The sequence below is a fragment of the Spirosoma soli genome (assembly GCF_042684525.1).
Classification (GTDB): Bacteria; Bacteroidota; Bacteroidia; order Cytophagales; family Spirosomataceae; genus Spirosoma; species Spirosoma soli.
On sequence record NZ_JBHULN010000008.1, the window covers coordinates 129,698 to 146,103 of the forward strand.

Sequence of the window (16,406 nt, forward strand, 5' to 3'; positions counted from 1 at the left end):
TAGAAATGCTTTGCTCTTCTGGTTATATAGCTTACAGGTGTTGACCAAAGAGAATCGGGCGATGTAACTTCTCCTACAGGTAAAATTTAGCTCGGTAACAGGCCCCATCTACAGCTTTGACGCAGGTAGTCAATTGTATAAATATATTTCTATAATTTTATTTTGCTATATATAATACAACTACAATAGACAAGTATTACTTTTGGGGCATCAATTACTGCTAAGCGGAATCAGCAAGTAAGCATAATCTGTCTGGCGCGTCGAAACGGTGATTGCGGCAAGCAGGCAGCTAAGTTTAGAACCCCACGCTGATTGCCTCTTTTTTAATTATTGAATTACTATGGCTACCAGAAAGAAACAGTTAATCCGGGTCGTCTTTGATTTACTAGACGAAGCAAAAAACAACATCAGGCAAGATGAGAATCTTTGCGTTAACGCAACTGATCCCGACGAAGCTATCGATTGGGTGTTTGCCGAAATGCAACGTCAGTTCAACCGGTCGGATATCCGCTTGTCGCGGGTTCGCATTTGTGCTTAAAATTCCAGGCCATCGGCAACGCGCCTTGTGCGCTGGCCTGGAAAATGGCTACATTAGTTCGGTAAGAATATCACTCGCCTTCCAGCGTAACTCACAAATTTACCATGATGAGATGCCGACGTTGATTACAGTAACGGCAGCGTAACGGTGAAGTAATTTTCATCCTCTTCCACGCGCATTTCCCCCCTATTTAGTAGTCGGTACTGCATGGCAATGTTGGCCAGCCCCACCTGGTTCGAGATAACGCGGGTCTTTTTCCGTTGCAGGTTATTGCGAATTACTACCTGTTGATGGTCTCCGGTTTGGATGCGGATAGACAGCGGCTGTTCGGGTAGCACAACATTGTGCTTTGCGGCATTCTCAACCAGCAGTTGGAGCGTCAGGGGTGGAATCTGGTACATGCCGTGCCGTTCATCAACGGCGACAACCATGTTCACTCCGCTACCGTAGCGTATCTTCAGAAGGTGAAAGTACGACCGAATGAACGACAGTTCAGACGTTAAGTCGGTTAGATTTTGCTCATTAGCGCGGAGCAAATACCGATAAACAGTACTTAATTCCTCCAGAAAAACGCGGGCCTGGGTAGGATTCTCATCAATGAGCGAATCCAGCACATTGAGGCTGTTAAAAAAAAGTCGGGACTAATCTGCTGCTTCAGGGCATCAAACTAGCTGTTGAATAAGGCGTTTCAACAGCTTTGGCTTCGTCTACGGCTTGTTTATAGAGTCCGAACGCCGAGGAAGCATCTGTTGAACAGCTAGTATATTTATGACTTTTCAAACTCACCTACGTGTGACCGTCGCGACCTATCTAGCTCATCCAAAATCATCAGGCCTCTTACCAGTTCGATTAAATCAGCTGCTTCTAAATGAAGGCAATAAGGTCCTGAGCCAGCACTCATCCAATATTATAGGGGCCAGTCGATTAGCCGTTTGACCTTCTCTATTTCCTAAGCAACCGGCGATTCATACTGAATCTGGTAGTTCAGTAGCATTAGCCCGTTTTCGTACCGCTTACTATCGGTCAACCTTAACCCAACCTTGGTCTGGCTTGACCCAAACAAACGAATGCCTTCGCCCAACACGACCGGATTTAGCTTGATGACCAACTCATCGATTAAGTGCGCTTCCAGCAGCTTACTGGCCAGTTCACCACCCCCGCAGAGCCAAATGGGATTGCCCGACTGAGCTTTTAGGCCCTCAACAAAAGAGACTTCATGCTCACGAACCACTTCAATCAGGGGACTAGGCTCAAAGCTTATAGAGGACGAAAAAACATAGTTCTTTAGTTGAGGATTAACCTGAGTGTAAGCGGGTTCTCCTTTTTGCAGGCCAAAGGCAAAGCCCCACTCGTAGGTTTTGCGACCCATTAAAACGGCTCCATACGTTTTGATACGCTCCAGGAAATCGTCAACAAAATTGCCTTCCCACTGAAAGCCGTCAACGGAGCCGTCGGAGTGGGCGATGTAATTATCTAAGGAGGCTGCTACGTCATAAATCAGTTTGCGCATGAGTGTTGAGGTTTAGGAAGTGGATCGTAGGCGGCAAAAATAGGTGTCCATTTATTCTTTACGCCAAATTTTCGGAGAGGATCATAAAACCTTGTGCTTTCGTGTTGCCATCGGATTCGGCTCCACCGACTAACAATCCGTCTACTCTACTAAAGTGGGCGAGTTCCTTAAACCATTTTTTATCCTTAAACACGAACAGTATGAAAACGAATGATTCGTTGGCAGTAGCGGCCGATCAACCCATGACCGCCGAAGAGGTACTACGCATTCCCGCTCGCAAAGCCAGAGTGGAGCCACCATTGGTTAAGATAGCACAAGACGAGAATCTGCCCGCCGACGACCCTGAAAAAGTGCCGCTGGGCACTCGGGTCTTCCCCGCAGGTTCCCGGTCGATTGCTGTCGAACGTCTTACTCAACAGGAGGTACTTGCGCTCTCGAAACCCCTGGAAACAACGGGATATATTCCCGAATTCGCCGATTTCAACCCTAAGGTAAAGCTGGAGCCGAAGCGGGACGCTAAGCCTAAGTTCATCGATCGGGAAGAATTCATGGGCGGAACTGTAGGCGTTGAAACGATTTTCAGCCCCGATCAGCGTCAGGTTTTCAACGATACGAACTATCCCTGGCGATGCTCCGGGCGGGTCGACTCCCCATTGGGGTTTGCCAGCGGGGTGATGGTTGGTCCCCGGCATTTGCTCACGTGCAGCCACATTGTTGATTGGCAGGCCAACAACTCGACCGGGTGGCTTTCCTTCAAACCTGCGTTTTACAACGGCAGCACGCCATTTGGTACGGCCTGGGCTTCATTAACGTATTATAAGCAAAAAGTAACGGGTGGCGATGGTATTAACTCGACAGAGCTTCAATACGATTATGTCGTGATTGTACTCAACAGCCGCATTGGAGACCAGACCGGCTGGCTGGGCAGTAAATCATACACCGACTCGTGGGATGGCGGGGCTTACTGGGCTCACGTGGGCTATCCTGGTGACCTGACTGGCGGACAGCGCCCGACGTACCAAGGGAGCATTGCACTCGACGGGGCCAACAACCTGGGCGATGCTCACCAGTACCTGAATCACCGGGGAGATATTTGGCCGGGTCAATCAGGAGGATCGTTTTTCGGGTACTGGAATGGCGCACCTCACACTGTATGCGTGCAGAGTGCCCACAACCCATCCACCAACTTTGCCAGTGGTGGCAGCGATATGGTGGACCTGATCATTCGCGCTCGTAACGAGCATCCTTGATGTAAGAGACCCTCGTCTGCGTAGATGCGGGCTTGTTCAATCATGTTAACTATTTCTAAAACTACGTTTCAATCATGTCAAAATCAACTGAACCGGCGGCTATTCAGGCTTCCGAAGAATACACAGGGCGTTATCTGGTGATGATGCCCAATAGTAACAACACCGCCAAACAAGCCGAAGCTTTTCGGGAGGCAACGGGTTTGCAGATGATGCGCTCGTCTGACTTTAAAGACAGCGTTGTTTCCAGTACCGATTTTGAGCAACAAGAGGCCATTTATCTGGAAGAATTAGGTGTTGCCGTTGTTAATGCGAAGCCACAGCAGCTAAGTAGCCTTTCGGTAATGGCCGACGACAATGAGTCGTACATCGTGGAACCAGAGCGGGTAGTGCGGGCGCTGAACAGTAGCGATTATCTGAAAGGATTTAAAGACGCGGTTGATGTGCTGGTCGAAAAACTAGGTCAGGGTGGTCAGGAGACAACGGCATCCTTCGACAAAATTGGCGTTGAAGCCAACGGATCAACCTGGGGTTTGCAACAAACCAACGTTGTTCATCCAAACCGGTTTCGCGAGTTTACTGGCAAAGGCATCAGAGTCGCCGTGCTGGATACGGGCATGGATTTGAGTCACCCTGACTTTGCTGGGCGCAAGATTATTACCGCATCGTTTATTGATGGGGAGAGCGTACAGGATGGTCACGGTCATGGTACCCACTGCATCGGCACGGCTTGTGGTCCTCTTAACCCTGTCGATCCGACTATTCCCCGGTACGGAATTGCGTATGAATCGATTATCTACGCTGGTAAAGTGTTGTCAAATGCAGGATCTGGTAGTGATGGCGGCATACTGGCGGGCATCAACTGGGCGCTGGCTAACAAATGCGAAGTCATTAGCATGTCGTTGGGCGCATCTACCAGCCAGCCAGGCTTTTCTCAGATTTTCGAGAATGTAGCCGCTAATGTTCTGGCAAAAGGTACGCTCATTGTAGCGGCTGCCGGTAACGATAGCAATCGCCCTGGCTTCGTCCGTCCCGTGTCGCACCCGGCGAACTGTCCGTCTATCATGGCCGTTGGCGCGGTGAACAAGACGGGAAAAGTCGCCCGTTTCTCTAACCGGGGTATTCATGCTCCCTACGGTAACGTCGACATTGCCGGGCCAGGTGAAGGCGTTTTTTCGTCCACAAAACTTCCCGAAAAGTATGTTACGTGGAATGGCACCAGCATGGCGACTCCCCACGTTGCAGGCATTGCCGCGCTGTTGGCCCAGCAGAGCAAAAGTAACCGGGGGTTTGCTTTGTGGAAAAAACTGCTGTCGATGGCTAAGCCCTTGCATGAGCCAACTACCGATGTAGGCGCCGGGTTAGTTCAGGCTCCGTTAGTGCCAATCCGCATTGTGTTTCCGCCGAGTCAGGTGCCTGTCTCAGACACCATCCCTCAGCCCGATCAGACGATCTCGGAAGCACTTTAGTCAAACGAATTACGCCCACTGCCAGGCCTGGCAGTGGGCGTTCTGAATAAACTTCATTAAGTTAATCACCATGAAAAGAAACTACACGGTCCTTGTTGAAGCAGGCGCGTCGTCGAAAGTTGCCGCTCAACTCGCAACTAAATCGGTCGAAGTCTCCCAGGTTCTTGATCAGATCAATGTGATTACGGTTAAGGCAGATGATGGCCAGTTACCGGCCATAAACGCCATTCCTGAAGTGGTAGCAGTTGAACCAGATCGGTCGGTAGGTATTGCTTAAAGGCGCTGTTTTATGCTCTGTATTACGCACATTTAATCATTATTAGCTCTCTCGGGTCCGTGACGGTTCAGGACATACGAGAAAGTTAACAATAACACAGACCCATGACGAGTAGTCGTTTCCGATTGAACCAGCAAACGCGGCACTCGAGAACGCATAAGCTCAACACCGCAAAAAGCAATTCACCGGGCAATTAGATACAGTTCAACAGACGATTGGAACGCTTTGTGCGAAAAAAGTTGGTATCCGTTTACCGTATCGCCAACTTAGAAGCTTATTACAGAATACCCTATGAGATGACAGAAGAGCAAATTACACTAGTGCAACGAACGTGGCGCTTATTACGTCCCATAGACCCTCAACTGCTCAGCAACGTGTTTCTAACCCGGCTAGAGCTCGAAGGCTCCTCCTGGCGACCTCTGGCCAGTTTTCGCCTGAAAGGGGAAGCAGCCGCCTTAATTGATGAGTTCAGCATGATTATTGCCCGCCTGAATCAACCCGAAGCTACAAACATACGGCTACTTTCACTGGCCACTCATTACTTGCCCGATGTGATTTCTCCGCAGCAAATTCTTTACCTGGGACGAGCGCTGATGTGGACAATTCAGCAAGCATTAGGCACTGACTGGACCCCCGAGGTGGAGCAGGCTTGGCGACAGTGCTACTTTGATATGGGAGAAATATTGACCCGGAATGGCAAATGGTAATTAATGCCATTTGTTGTCTACAAAGCTGTTGTTGCTTTCGTAGCTCCGAGCGGTCCGGCGTCACGGCTTATGTCGGAATCACGAAAACCATTTGTGCATACAAAAAGCGCCATAAAAGAAAAGGTCCGACAACTGCGCCGGACCTTTTCTTTTATGGGAACTTGGGAAACTTACTGAAATCCGGCTTTCGCTTTTCCAGAAATGCATCTTTCCCTTCCTTTGCTTCATCGGATAAATAATAAAGCAAGGTTGCGTCCCCCGCCAGTTGCTGAATGCCAGCCTGGCCATCCAGTTCGGCATTGAATGAGGCTTTAAGCATACGTAATGCAATCGGGCTTTTTTCGAGCATTTTCCGGCACCACGCAATCGTTGTTTCCTCAAGCTGATCAAGTGGTACCACTTTGTTCACCAGCCCCATATCCAGAGCTTCCTGAGCATTGTACTGATCGCACAGAAACCAGATTTCGCGGGCCTTCTTCTGCCCTACAATCCGGGCCAGATAACTAGCGCCGAAACCACCATCAAACGAGCCCACTTTAGGTCCAGTTTGCCCAAAACGGGCGTTATCAGCGGCAATACTAATGTCGCAGATAACGTGTAACACGTGGCCACCCCCAATAGCGTACCCGGCGACCATGGCGACAACTGGCTTGGGAATGCGCCGAATCTGCATCTGTAAATCGAGTACGTTCAGGCGCGGTACCTTGTCTTCGCCGACGTAGCCACCATGCCCTCGAACCGACTGATCGCCACCGGAGCAAAATGCTTCGCCACCTTCGCCGGTTAAAATAACCACGCCAACGCGCTCGTCCTGCCGGGCTAACTCCATAGCTTCCGACATTTCTTTTACCGTCAGCGGTGTAAACGCATTCCGCTTGTGTGGGCGATTGATACTGATTTTAGCAATTCCGTCGTAGTAGCTAAACAGAATTTCCTGATATTCTTTAATTGTTTCCCAGGGGTAATTGCTTTGCATAAACAAAGAGTGAAAGGGTGAAAGAATGAAAGAGCGAAAGAATACTGGAAACAAACCACTCATTCGCTCTTTTACTCATTATAGTTAACATCATGATACTGCACATCCCACGTATGGTCGGCCATCATCCGAACGGTAGCCAGACAGCGCTCAAACGGAAATTTTCGCCCCCATTCGGTTGGTCCAACCATTGATAGTACGTCCGTGCCATTTTTACGTGTATAAAAGTAATACGTATGCCCTACAACCGGCTCAAAACTCATCTGAGCCGCATAGATTCGTTCCGATACTTCAACGCGGTGCCGGATGGCAGTGGCCTGGTCGGCCAGCAACTGCATCTGCTTGTAGAGCTGACTTAATTGCATGTCGGTTTGCTCGCGCATAGCCGAAACTGCCCGGCCGGTTATCTTACCCTTGTCTTCGGGCCGAATGACGGCCCCACCGGCCGTGTGTGCATAGGCCAGCAGGCCAGGTGCTTCGGCAACTTTATCCGGCGAAATCGGATTGATCACTACTTTCGCTTCTTCCATAGTTGTTGGGCTGACCGCCCGTGGATAACAGTCCGACGAACCTGTTTGTTCGCTGTCGTTGAATGACAAAAAAAGGTACATTTACACCACTAAAAGAGTGTCTGCCGCAAAAGTACAATAAACCAATATGGAAACCATCTTTCCGACCGCCGACCAGCCTACAATGCCCCGGCATGAATTTTTCAGATTAGTTGGCACCACAATCGGGGCCATTATGCTTACCCGATGCATGGCAGGCTGTGCAGGCCAAGCTAACGGTGATCCACAGCCTGATGCAAACCAAAAAATTGATTTTACGCTTCGGCTAGATGAGCAGGCGAATGCGAATTTAAAGGTAAAGGGTGGCTATGTTATAGTGAATGAGATCATTGTAGCCCAAACCAAAGATGGCGACTTTGTGGCGGTCTCGGCCAATTGCACTCACCAGGGGACTAAGCTGGTGTTTAAACCGAATGATGACCAGTTTTACTGCCCACTCCATTTATCTCGGTTCGACATCGGCGGTAAAGTAATCAATGGCCCGGCTAGCCTACCTTTGACAAAATATCTGGCTGTGTCAAATCCGGCTACGGGTACCGTTCGAGTGTATAATTAGGCTTCCGATGATTCTAGACCCGGCTCAACCGGCCCGTTGGCCCATTGCGAATACAGCGTATGAAACCCAAGCGCTTGACTTTTGCCGGGCGTGGTTGAGCGGACAGACTGAGTTCACCCTACACACGTCGGGCTCAACAGGAACTCCAAAGCCGATTGTGCTAACACGAACGCAGATGCAAGCCAGTGCACACTTAACCGGCCAAACGCTTGGGCTACGGACGGGAGATGCTGCACTGGTTTGCCTGAACGTTCGTTACGTAGCTGGTATCATGATGCTCGTGCGTGGCCTGGAGTTGGGCCTGCCCATGACCATCATTGAACCCTCGAGTACTCCGTTAGCCGATTTTGACCCGGCTAAAACTAGCTTTGCGTTTACAGCCTTTGTGCCCTTGCAGCTTCAGACTATTCTGGAATCGACTCCGGATAAACTACCGATACTGAACAGCATGAAGGCCATTCTGATCGGTGGAGCGGCTACTAGCTCGGCGCTTGAGCAGGCGTTGCAGGTTATCCAGGCACCCGTCTATGCTACGTATGGCATGACCGAAACGGTGTCGCACATTGCCCTGCGCCGACTGAATGGCCCAACTGCGACGGATGTTTTCACCGCACTGGCCGGCGTCGACATTGGCACTGATGAACGTAACTGCCTGCACATTACGTCAGCGGCCACCAATTTCGAGCGGGTTCAAACCAATGATGTCGTTGATTTGGTTGATGCCGTTCATTTTCGGCTGCTGGGTCGCGCTGATATGGTTATTAATACTGGCGGGGTGAAAGTACAACCCGAGCAGGTAGAACGGGTTGCTCAGCTTGTGCTGGCTTCCCTTGGACTGACCAATCGCCTGTTTGTGAGTGGGCTTCCCGACGAGCGACTCGGACAACGAGTGGTTTTGATAGGTGAACAGCTTGCCTTAAGCCCTGATCAGTGGCTGACTATTCAGGAAGCTGTACGAACGCAGCTTGGCCCCTATTCAGTACCCAGAGAATTTATTACAGTTCATCCATTTTCTGAAACGCCAACCGGCAAAATAGACCGTAACGCCACTATAGCCCGAATCCACTAACTTTGTAGCGCGTTAACTAATGGTACATGTCCTTCAAACATCTTCAGATTCGTTATCAAACTGCCCGGTCGCTGCCGGCGCCCTATGCTTACTTCTATACATTGACGGCCCGGCCCACGGCGAATGGCTCACTGGATGTAAACTTTTCCATTACGTTTCCCGACCGCGACGACATCGACGATGACGAGCTGATTGCCGAAGGGTACACTCGCGATGATGACTTTCAATGGTCGGGACGGTTGCCTAATGCCTGGCAAAAGGCCTTAACCGAGTTAACCGACAAAACGCGGCTGAGTTCGCTTGTGGAAGAAGAGTTAGATGAGGAAGAAGCGTTCCTTGAGTTAACCATTGAACTACCTAACGGCCAAAAACAGCAGGGCACACCCCGTAGTCGTGACGACTGGGATTATCTGGTTCAAGAGTTGATGCAGGCTGCTTATGAAGCCGGTGGCCGCGAAGCTCCCTTTGAATTGACCTATCTGGATTTTAACGTGCGACCAGACAGCCTGACGCTTAACGTGAGCGCATCATTTACGGAACGAGCCGTGCAGATTGAACGAATTCAGGGACGTAACGAACGTCGAAAAACCTTGCCCTGGAGTGAGTTACAACGAATCATGAGCTTTGTATACGAACACGACTACGACCCAGACAGCGCTCAGCTAAAACGCCCCAAGCAAACAGGACAATGGCTAAACCTGGGTAGTGAAGAGTGGTATGATGTGAGCACTTTTCCGGCGTTGACGAAAAAACTACAGAATCTATAGCATTAGCTTTCATTGAGAAACGCGCGACCAAACTTCAGCAGAAACCATGCCGCCTACCTGCGGTTGACGTTGCGTACGCGTTAAGCCCGCTTCAGTAAGAAGCCGCTGCCAATCAACTAACTGACTGGTTTCAATGCCTGCCGTAATCCGGAAGAACTGAATCATGGTGCGCACCAAAGCTTTTTGCCACCAAATGTCAGTGCATACAAAATCGGTAACGAGCCAGAGCCCGTCCTTGGTTAGTGCGTTAAGAAGCTTAGGAATCAGTTGGCTCTGCAATGTGGCTTCAGTGAACAGATCCAGCAGGAACGGGGTGATCAGTACATCGAAGTGTTCATCGGGCCGGAGTGTTGTCTCATCGCCCACCCGAAATTCGACGGTGCCAACGAGTGCCTTTTTCACCATTCGGCGGCTGGCTAAATTGACCATACCAGCCGATGTTTCAAGGTACAGCATCCTGCCGGGTTGGCAACGTGTCAACACTTGTTCGAGTAACCATCCGGTTCCTCCTCCAACAATCAATATGGATGCACCAGGCGGAATTTTGTCAATAAACAAGATTTGTGCCTGACGCAATTTTTGCCCGAACACGACAGACGAAAGGGCGTCATAGCCCGGCGCTACCCAATCAAAATTTCCGCCAGGAGCCGATACCTGAGCCATCGTTCAGTCTTATAAATGCGCTTAGCTGAGCAGCAGGTTATCCAGTTGATCACTATAAATAGCGAATACGACTCATTTGTAACAGTCAGACCACCTCAGCGTATGAAAGTTTCTGTATTGGGCTGAGGTGGTCTGAACAATTTGGATCAAATTTATTGCAGCATTTGCCTCAGGCTGCTACCGAAACGCCAACCGTTTGCTGACTTTCGCCAGCAAGGGTTACGTTCTCGCCATGCAACTTAATGGTAATTGACTGCTGCGAAAAGTTCTGCACAGTTATGTCCTGCTGGGTGGTTGTCACCTGAAGCAAAGCGCCCCGAAAACGAATCTTGAACGCCAGCGACTGCCAGTTATCCGGGCAATATGGATTCAGAATAAGCTGTTCTTTTTCGATCCGTAAACCACCGAACCCTTTCACGACAGCCAGCCAGGTGCCGGCCATTGACGTAATATGACAGCCATCTTCGGTGTCGTTGTTGTAGTCGTCGAGATCGAGCCGGGCCGTGCGCAGGTACATCTCGTAGGCTTTCTCTTTCATTCCCAACTTTGACGCCTGAATGCTATGAACGCAAGGCGACAATGACGACTCGTGAACGGTCATCGGCTCATAGAAATCGAAATTGCGTCGGAGTGTGTCGGTGTCAAACTCGTCCTCGAAGAAATAAAGTCCCTGCAAAACGTCGGCCTGCTTAATAAAGCATGAACGCAGTATCCGATCCCACGACCAGTTCTGATTAATGGGGCGCTGTCCCTTCGGAATATCCGTAACCGGCATCAGCTCTTTATCCAAAAATCCTTCCTGTTGCAGAAAAACGCCTTTTTCTTCGTCCTCGGGCAGGTAAATCTTGTCCACAATTTGCTGGGCGTTAGCTAGTTCTTTCTCTTCCCGGAAATGAATGCGGTCGATAAGCTCGGCGTATTTATGAGTGTCCAGCGCCTTTACTTTCCCAACGGCTTCAATCGTATACCGTAGCGTCCAGGCAGCAATGTAGTTAGTATACCAGTTGTTGTTAACATTGTTTTCATACTCGTTTGGCCCAGTCACACCCAGCATCACATACTGCTGCTTGGCGGCCGACCAGTTCACGCGCTGGCTCCAGAACCGGCTGATGGCGATCAGGACTTCCAGCCCGTAATCGACCAAGTACTGCTCGTCACCCGTATAACGAACGTAGTCGTAAATGGCATAGGCGATAGCGCCGTTTCGGTGGATTTCCTCAAACGTGATTTCCCACTCATTATGGCATTCTTCACCGTTCATCGTCACCATCGGATAAAGCGCGGCACCCGCCCGAAAACCAAGCTTTTGCGCGTTCTCGATGGCTTTTTCTAACTGTTTATAGCGGTAGATCAGCAGGTTTCTGGCTACTTTCTGATCGGCAGTCGAGAGGTAGAACGGCAGGCAATACGCTTCGGTATCCCAGTATGTTGACCCGCCGTATTTTTCACCCGTAAACCCTTTGGGACCGATGTTCAACCGCTCGTCTTCGCCGGTATAGGTTTGATTCAGCTGAAAAATATTGAAGCGAATACCTTGCTGAGCGGCAATGTCGCCTTCAATAATGATGTCGTTTGTTTTCCACTTATCGGCCCAGGCTTGCTTTTGTTCATAAAGCATTTTTTCAAAGCCCTTTCGCGTGATGCGCTGGATATACTGATGAGCTTCCAGGATGAGCGTATCGCTGTCATAATTCAGCGACGACAGGTTGACTCCGTACTTGTAAATTACCGTCTCCTGTCCTTGCCGACAATCGAGTGTCATACGATTGGCGACATACTTTTCATATTTAATCGGCTGCGACTGGTAATCTACTTTTGAGCCATCCTGCTCAATAGCCACGCACATTCCGGTCGCTACGTGAAAGCCCGTCTTACGGGTACGAAGCTCGATATAAGCTTCCCCGTAACCAGTTTCCTTACGCACCTCATCCCAAAACGTCTCATCATAGTTAGCGTCACGATTGCGAATGGCCCCGTCGATATAAGGCGTAATGGTAATTTTAGCCTCGAAGTTCAGGGGCGTAATAGCATAACGAATAGCGCCAGATTCATCATCGACAATGCTACAAAAACGGGTCGACGTAACCTTTAGCTCTTTACCGCTTTTCAGGATAGCCACAAACGAGCGTTCGAGATAGCCTTCCAGCATATTCAGCTCGCGCCGAAAATCACGCACCTCACAGGTGTTCAGATCGAGGGATTCGTATTCAACGTCAATGTCAATGCCAATCCAGTTGGCGGCATTCAGTACTTTAGCGAAGTATTCAGGATAGCCATTTTTCCACCAGCCGACGCGGGTTTTGTCGGGATAGTAGACACCGGCAACGTAATTGCCTTGCAAGGTTTTACCCGTAAATTTCTCTTCGAAATTGCCCCGCTGACCAAGTCGGCCGTTGCCAAGGGAAAGTACACTTTCGGTGATTTCGTTGTAGTCACGGTGGAAACCCTCTTCAACGATGCGCCAGGGGTCTTGGGTAAGGTAATTTTTCATTCAATTACAGGTTGTGAAAAGATTTAGAGCGGAGGGATAGCTGGGTTTCAGATAACGTGACCTAACTCCGTGGCTAATACATTCATCCGCTCGTCGGAACTAACCAAAATCACATTTATGTACGTTAAACGCCGATATGTAGCCAGTTGAATTGCGTCCAATGCACGTAGCGCGAAGTGAATTGCATATGTTTGAATAAGTTGTTCGGCGTCCGCTCGCACAAATTCATTCAACGGCTCGATATAAAAATTAGCCAGTGATTTATCAAACGCCTGCAAGGCTGTCAACCATTCTTCCTTACTGATCTGGCGGGTTCTGTACTTAGTAACAAAAGAGCTTTTAATCTCAATACAAGTCAATTCTGATATGTATAAGTATGTTTCGGCAGCCTGAATGATAGTTGTAATCTGTTCACTACCATTCTCGGGTACATACATATTTGACTAAAGCGGAGGTATCGAAGTAATAAATCATACTCGGTCCGTGCGTTCATCGATGATGAACTGGCTCATAGACCCTTCAATACCTTTCAGCGCTTCCCTTACCTCTAGATAAGCGTCATTTTTAATCCGACGAGGAGGTAATTGGTCCTTAAGTTCAGCTATATAGTGAGCAACACGAGCCAATTCCGGCTCAGTCAGTTGATCTAGTTGCGATGCTACTTGTTCTTTCAAACTCATGGCCTAAGGTGTTTATGACGCCACAAAGTTATTCATTTCCTTCTTCACCCGCATCGCCTGATTAATATGCTGTTCAGAATGAGCCACCAGCATCCGGAGGGCGTCGCCCAATCGTATCTTCAACCAATTCCCGAACAGCGTCATCATTTCCTCCTGATTCCAGTCGAGATAGACCGCTTTCGCTAATAATTCACGCAGTAATGTGTGTAGTTCGACGAACTGGTTGATCACCTCGGTCGGATTCAGTTCGCCGACCCGGCGAGGCCGTATCATACCCGGCACTGGCAGCTTAATTTTCACCTGTGGATCAACAGTATACAGCATTGCCTTGCCTACCCAATCGGATTCAAGCACCTGATCGGTTGGACTAGTCTGTACCAAACCTAGCTGGTCTACTTTGTGCTGAATATTACGGATATAGAACCGCTCTGCCAGGTTCAGGTGTTGCAGACATTCCAGAATACTCCATTGGTCCGGCGCCGGTCGGGCCGCGGTCGGCTTCCAACGCAGTTGTGCATCAGTCAGCGGTTTAAACTCATTGACCACTGTTTCTAAAATGGTGACTATGCGGCTTTGAAGCTCCTGAGCAGTTGCGAGTTTTTGCATGACTAAAAAACGGAGAAACGTAGTCCCGCCTATCCCGTTCGGCAAAGAAAACACCTGGTCTTTACTCCCGACCAGGACGGACGGTCTACATAGAAAGTAACTAAACAGGCAAGTGTGCCTGGTTAAACAACTCTACGTCGCGTTTCGAGTCGAGGTCAATGGCTCCCGCTTCAAAAGGTACTTGGGAGCAGTCGTTGCGATGGCGGCCGATTACCCATTTTACACCTTTATCACCCTCTAGCTGCAACAATTCGGCAATATAATCACGATTAAAGAGGGCCGGAACGCTGATCTGTGTCTCGTAACGGCAGGCTACGATACCTTTACCTTCTTCCCTACGAACCTCAAACATGTGCAATAGTAGGCCGAGCGATACCAGTGGCTGGTCGGTATGCAGCACCATGACAGCTTCAATATCTTTGTGCGTTATATAAAGGGCCGCGAGCCCCGTCTTAAGCGAAGATGCCTGCCCCGTTGGCCAGCTAGGGTTATCGACCAGCGTAACCGGTAAGCCAGCCAGCTCCGGCACAATCCGCTCACGATTAGCGCCCAACACAATCACAACCGGGCCCTTTTGCAACGCCAGGGCGCTCTCCGCAATTCTTCGAATGAGCGACTGGCCTTTGTAAGTCAGCAATTGTTTAGGCTCACCGCCCATCCGGGAGGAATCGCCAGCGGCTAAGATGATGGTTCCAATTTTCAAGTGATGCTTTTTTTGGTTTTCGGTTTACAGTATACCGAAATCAGTACGTTTATACAGAGAACATTTTACATTACGGCCGGGTTCTGCCGATGCTCAAACACTTCAGCAGGATACCCCACTTCGACCAGCGATAATCCTTCAGCGGGAGCCGCCCGACCGGCTCGTTTACGGTCTTTCGCCTGAATAATCTGCTCAAACTCGTCAACAGACAACCGCTCCTGCCCTACCGCCAGTAATGTTCCAACAATGGCCCGAACCATGCCGCGCAGGAAGCGATCAGCGCGTATGTGAAATACTAAATCGCCGTTTGTTTTTTGCTCCCAGTAAGCGAAATCAATGCGGCAATTAAACGTCCGCACATCGGTTTTAACTTTACTGAAACTCTCGAAATCGGTGTAATACAGTAATCGGCTTGCGGCCTCGTTCATGCGGTCGACAGCCAGCGGAAGCGTGAATACGTACGCTAGCCCATCCCGAAACGGGTCCTTGCGACGAGTAATATGGTATTGATAATACCGAAAGGTAGCGGTATAACGCGCATGATCGTCGGCACGAACGGGAAAGCAATCGTATACAGCAATATCATTCGGGATTAAACTGTTGACAGACCGAAGTAACTGAAGAGGCAACGCCGTTTCGACTTCAAAATGTGCAAACTGTTGTCCTGCATGAACACCGGTATCTGTTCGACCGCTACCGACGATAGCGATGGGTTGCCGTAACACAGTCGTCAGGGCCGTTTCGAGCACTTCCTGCACACTCAGGCCGTTGGGTTGTCGCTGCCATCCGTGGTAATTCGTGCCCCGGTACGCTAACTCAAGAAAATAACGCATATACGAGCAAAAATACGAATAGCTCGTTTGGAGTTAGCTATGAAACGGTTAGGGGCTTCAGTTACAGACTAAACTAGTCTAAACCGAAGCCCCCGTTCAAAGAAGGAAGGAACGAAACTAGAGACGAACGATCCGTTCGACTTCGTCAATGCGGTTATTCACCAAATTTTTCGTTACGACCCGTCTTATCAGCATCGCCGGTAATGGCCCCCTTGGCCATCTCAAACAGCTTAACCATTTTACCACCCGGCCGATCCCAGTACTCGCCAGCATGAATAGTCACTTTCAAGAGGGCAATGTGCGGATCTTCTTTGCCATTAGGAAACCAAGTCTTCAGAATATCTGACCACAGCTCATTAATTTTCATCCGATCTTTAACGACCTCCGCGATTCCTTTCGTGGTTACGTATAATTCTGAACCTGGATCGGAGAAAGCCACGCTGACCCGCTCGTTTTGCCGTACTTCGTCTACTTTGTGTGAATTGTCGTAGGTAAAGAACCACATGGTACCATCGGGGTCCATTTCATGGGTGGCCATCGGGCGGGTATGAAAATCGCCATCTTCCTCCAGGGTAGTCAGCATAGCGATTCGAATGTCTTTAATTTTGTCCCGGAGCTTATCAAGCTCCATCGAGTTGAGAGTTTGCTGCGCTTGCATTCGCTGTGTTAGTTTGCTGTACTTACCTATAACTCCACTACAGAAATAGAGTTTTTGTAAATCCATTAAAAACTAACTAACTCTGCT

20 protein-coding genes are annotated in these 16,406 nt (G+C 49.4%); 8 read left to right on the top strand and 12 right to left on the bottom strand.

What is annotated here, in order from left to right; genetic code table 11:
* Window positions 1–340: 340 nt before the first annotated feature.
* Complete coding sequence (locus ACFSUS_RS14605) at window positions 341–538, top strand: hypothetical protein (protein WP_381523767.1); 198 nt, start codon at window positions 341–343, stop codon at window positions 536–538.
* Window positions 539–663: 125 nt separating this feature from the next.
* Here ACFSUS_RS14605 and ACFSUS_RS14610 read toward each other — a convergent pair whose 3' ends face one another.
* Together ACFSUS_RS14610 and ACFSUS_RS14615 are read right to left on the bottom strand one after the other, a co-directional pair.
* Entirely contained in the window at window positions 664–1,152 is a 489-nt protein-coding gene (locus ACFSUS_RS14610) for a sensor histidine kinase (protein WP_381523769.1), read from the bottom strand.
* Window positions 1,153–1,487: 335 nt separating this feature from the next.
* The gene (locus ACFSUS_RS14615) at window positions 1,488–2,048 is read right to left on the bottom strand and encodes a dihydrofolate reductase family protein (protein WP_381523771.1); all 561 of its coding nucleotides are present in this window, start codon (window positions 2,046–2,048) and stop codon (window positions 1,488–1,490) included.
* Between the two features lie 200 nt (window positions 2,049–2,248).
* Between ACFSUS_RS14615 and ACFSUS_RS14620 the strand changes: the two genes are divergently transcribed.
* The 4 genes from ACFSUS_RS14620 (at window position 2,249) to ACFSUS_RS14635 (ending at window position 5,748) form a co-directional block, all read left to right on the top strand.
* A complete protein-coding gene (locus ACFSUS_RS14620) occupies window positions 2,249–3,298 on the top strand; it encodes a trypsin-like serine peptidase (RefSeq protein WP_381523772.1) in 1,050 nt (349 codons plus the stop codon).
* Window positions 3,299–3,372: 74 nt separating this feature from the next.
* Window positions 3,373–4,764 carry a S8 family peptidase gene (locus tag ACFSUS_RS14625; protein WP_381523773.1) on the top strand — a complete coding sequence of 464 codons (1,392 nt, stop codon included), beginning with the start codon at window positions 3,373–3,375 and terminating at the stop codon, window positions 4,762–4,764.
* 70 nt (window positions 4,765–4,834) lie between these two features.
* On the top strand, window positions 4,835–5,041 hold the full coding sequence (locus ACFSUS_RS14630) for a hypothetical protein (protein WP_381523775.1): 207 nt from the start codon (window positions 4,835–4,837) through the stop codon (window positions 5,039–5,041).
* Between the two features lie 296 nt (window positions 5,042–5,337).
* Window positions 5,338–5,748 carry a hypothetical protein gene (locus ACFSUS_RS14635; protein WP_381523776.1) on the top strand — a complete coding sequence of 137 codons (411 nt, stop codon included), beginning with the start codon at window positions 5,338–5,340 and terminating at the stop codon, window positions 5,746–5,748.
* A gap of 151 nt (window positions 5,749–5,899) precedes the next feature.
* On the opposite strand, the gene menB is transcribed toward ACFSUS_RS14635, so the two are convergent.
* Window positions 5,900–6,724, bottom strand: a complete 825-nt coding sequence (menB, locus tag ACFSUS_RS14640; RefSeq protein WP_381523778.1) for a 1,4-dihydroxy-2-naphthoyl-CoA synthase — start codon at window positions 6,722–6,724, stop codon at window positions 5,900–5,902.
* Window positions 6,725–6,795: 71 nt separating this feature from the next.
* Window positions 6,796–7,254 carry a DUF2452 domain-containing protein gene (locus ACFSUS_RS14645; RefSeq protein ID WP_381523780.1) on the bottom strand — a complete coding sequence of 153 codons (459 nt, stop codon included), beginning with the start codon at window positions 7,252–7,254 and terminating at the stop codon, window positions 6,796–6,798.
* A 127-nt stretch (window positions 7,255–7,381) separates the two neighbouring features.
* On the opposite strand from ACFSUS_RS14645, the gene ACFSUS_RS14650 reads away from it, so the two are divergent.
* From ACFSUS_RS14650 to ACFSUS_RS14660, 3 genes are read left to right on the top strand one after another with little or no spacing between them, the layout of a single operon-like run.
* Window positions 7,382–7,849 carry a QcrA and Rieske domain-containing protein gene (locus ACFSUS_RS14650; protein WP_381523782.1) on the top strand — a complete coding sequence of 156 codons (468 nt, stop codon included), beginning with the start codon at window positions 7,382–7,384 and terminating at the stop codon, window positions 7,847–7,849.
* Between the two features lie 7 nt (window positions 7,850–7,856).
* A complete protein-coding gene (locus tag ACFSUS_RS14655; protein WP_381523784.1) occupies window positions 7,857–8,918 on the top strand; it encodes an AMP-binding protein in 1,062 nt (353 codons plus the stop codon).
* 26 nt (window positions 8,919–8,944) lie between these two features.
* A complete protein-coding gene (locus ACFSUS_RS14660) occupies window positions 8,945–9,685 on the top strand; it encodes a hypothetical protein (protein ID WP_381523786.1) in 741 nt (246 codons plus the stop codon).
* A gap of 9 nt (window positions 9,686–9,694) precedes the next feature.
* Here the strand turns inward: ACFSUS_RS14660 and ACFSUS_RS14665 are convergent, their stop codons facing one another.
* The 8 genes from ACFSUS_RS14665 to ACFSUS_RS14700 form a co-directional block, all read right to left on the bottom strand.
* Window positions 9,695–10,348 carry a class I SAM-dependent methyltransferase gene (locus ACFSUS_RS14665; RefSeq protein ID WP_381523788.1) on the bottom strand — a complete coding sequence of 218 codons (654 nt, stop codon included), beginning with the start codon at window positions 10,346–10,348 and terminating at the stop codon, window positions 9,695–9,697.
* 169 nt (window positions 10,349–10,517) lie between these two features.
* Window positions 10,518–12,839: a glycoside hydrolase family 65 protein gene (locus ACFSUS_RS14670; protein ID WP_381523790.1), complete on the bottom strand. Its 2,322-nt coding sequence runs from the start codon at window positions 12,837–12,839 to the stop codon at window positions 10,518–10,520.
* A 47-nt stretch (window positions 12,840–12,886) separates the two neighbouring features.
* Complete coding sequence (locus tag ACFSUS_RS14675) at window positions 12,887–13,276, bottom strand: type II toxin-antitoxin system VapC family toxin (RefSeq protein WP_381523792.1); 390 nt, start codon at window positions 13,274–13,276, stop codon at window positions 12,887–12,889.
* A 33-nt stretch (window positions 13,277–13,309) separates the two neighbouring features.
* On the bottom strand, window positions 13,310–13,519 hold the full coding sequence (locus tag ACFSUS_RS14680) for a hypothetical protein (RefSeq protein ID WP_381523793.1): 210 nt from the start codon (window positions 13,517–13,519) through the stop codon (window positions 13,310–13,312).
* Between the two features lie 12 nt (window positions 13,520–13,531).
* Window positions 13,532–14,125, bottom strand: coding sequence for a DinB family protein (locus ACFSUS_RS14685; RefSeq protein WP_381523794.1), 594 nt, complete (start codon window positions 14,123–14,125; stop codon window positions 13,532–13,534).
* Between the two features lie 100 nt (window positions 14,126–14,225).
* Window positions 14,226–14,828: a nucleotidyltransferase family protein gene (locus ACFSUS_RS14690; protein WP_381523796.1), complete on the bottom strand. Its 603-nt coding sequence runs from the start codon at window positions 14,826–14,828 to the stop codon at window positions 14,226–14,228.
* A gap of 65 nt (window positions 14,829–14,893) precedes the next feature.
* Window positions 14,894–15,661 carry a tRNA pseudouridine(38-40) synthase TruA gene (gene truA, locus ACFSUS_RS14695; RefSeq protein ID WP_381523798.1) on the bottom strand — a complete coding sequence of 256 codons (768 nt, stop codon included), beginning with the start codon at window positions 15,659–15,661 and terminating at the stop codon, window positions 14,894–14,896.
* A gap of 154 nt (window positions 15,662–15,815) precedes the next feature.
* Window positions 15,816–16,319 carry a pyridoxamine 5'-phosphate oxidase family protein gene (locus tag ACFSUS_RS14700; RefSeq protein ID WP_381523800.1) on the bottom strand — a complete coding sequence of 168 codons (504 nt, stop codon included), beginning with the start codon at window positions 16,317–16,319 and terminating at the stop codon, window positions 15,816–15,818.
* Window positions 16,320–16,406 lie beyond the last annotated feature (87 nt).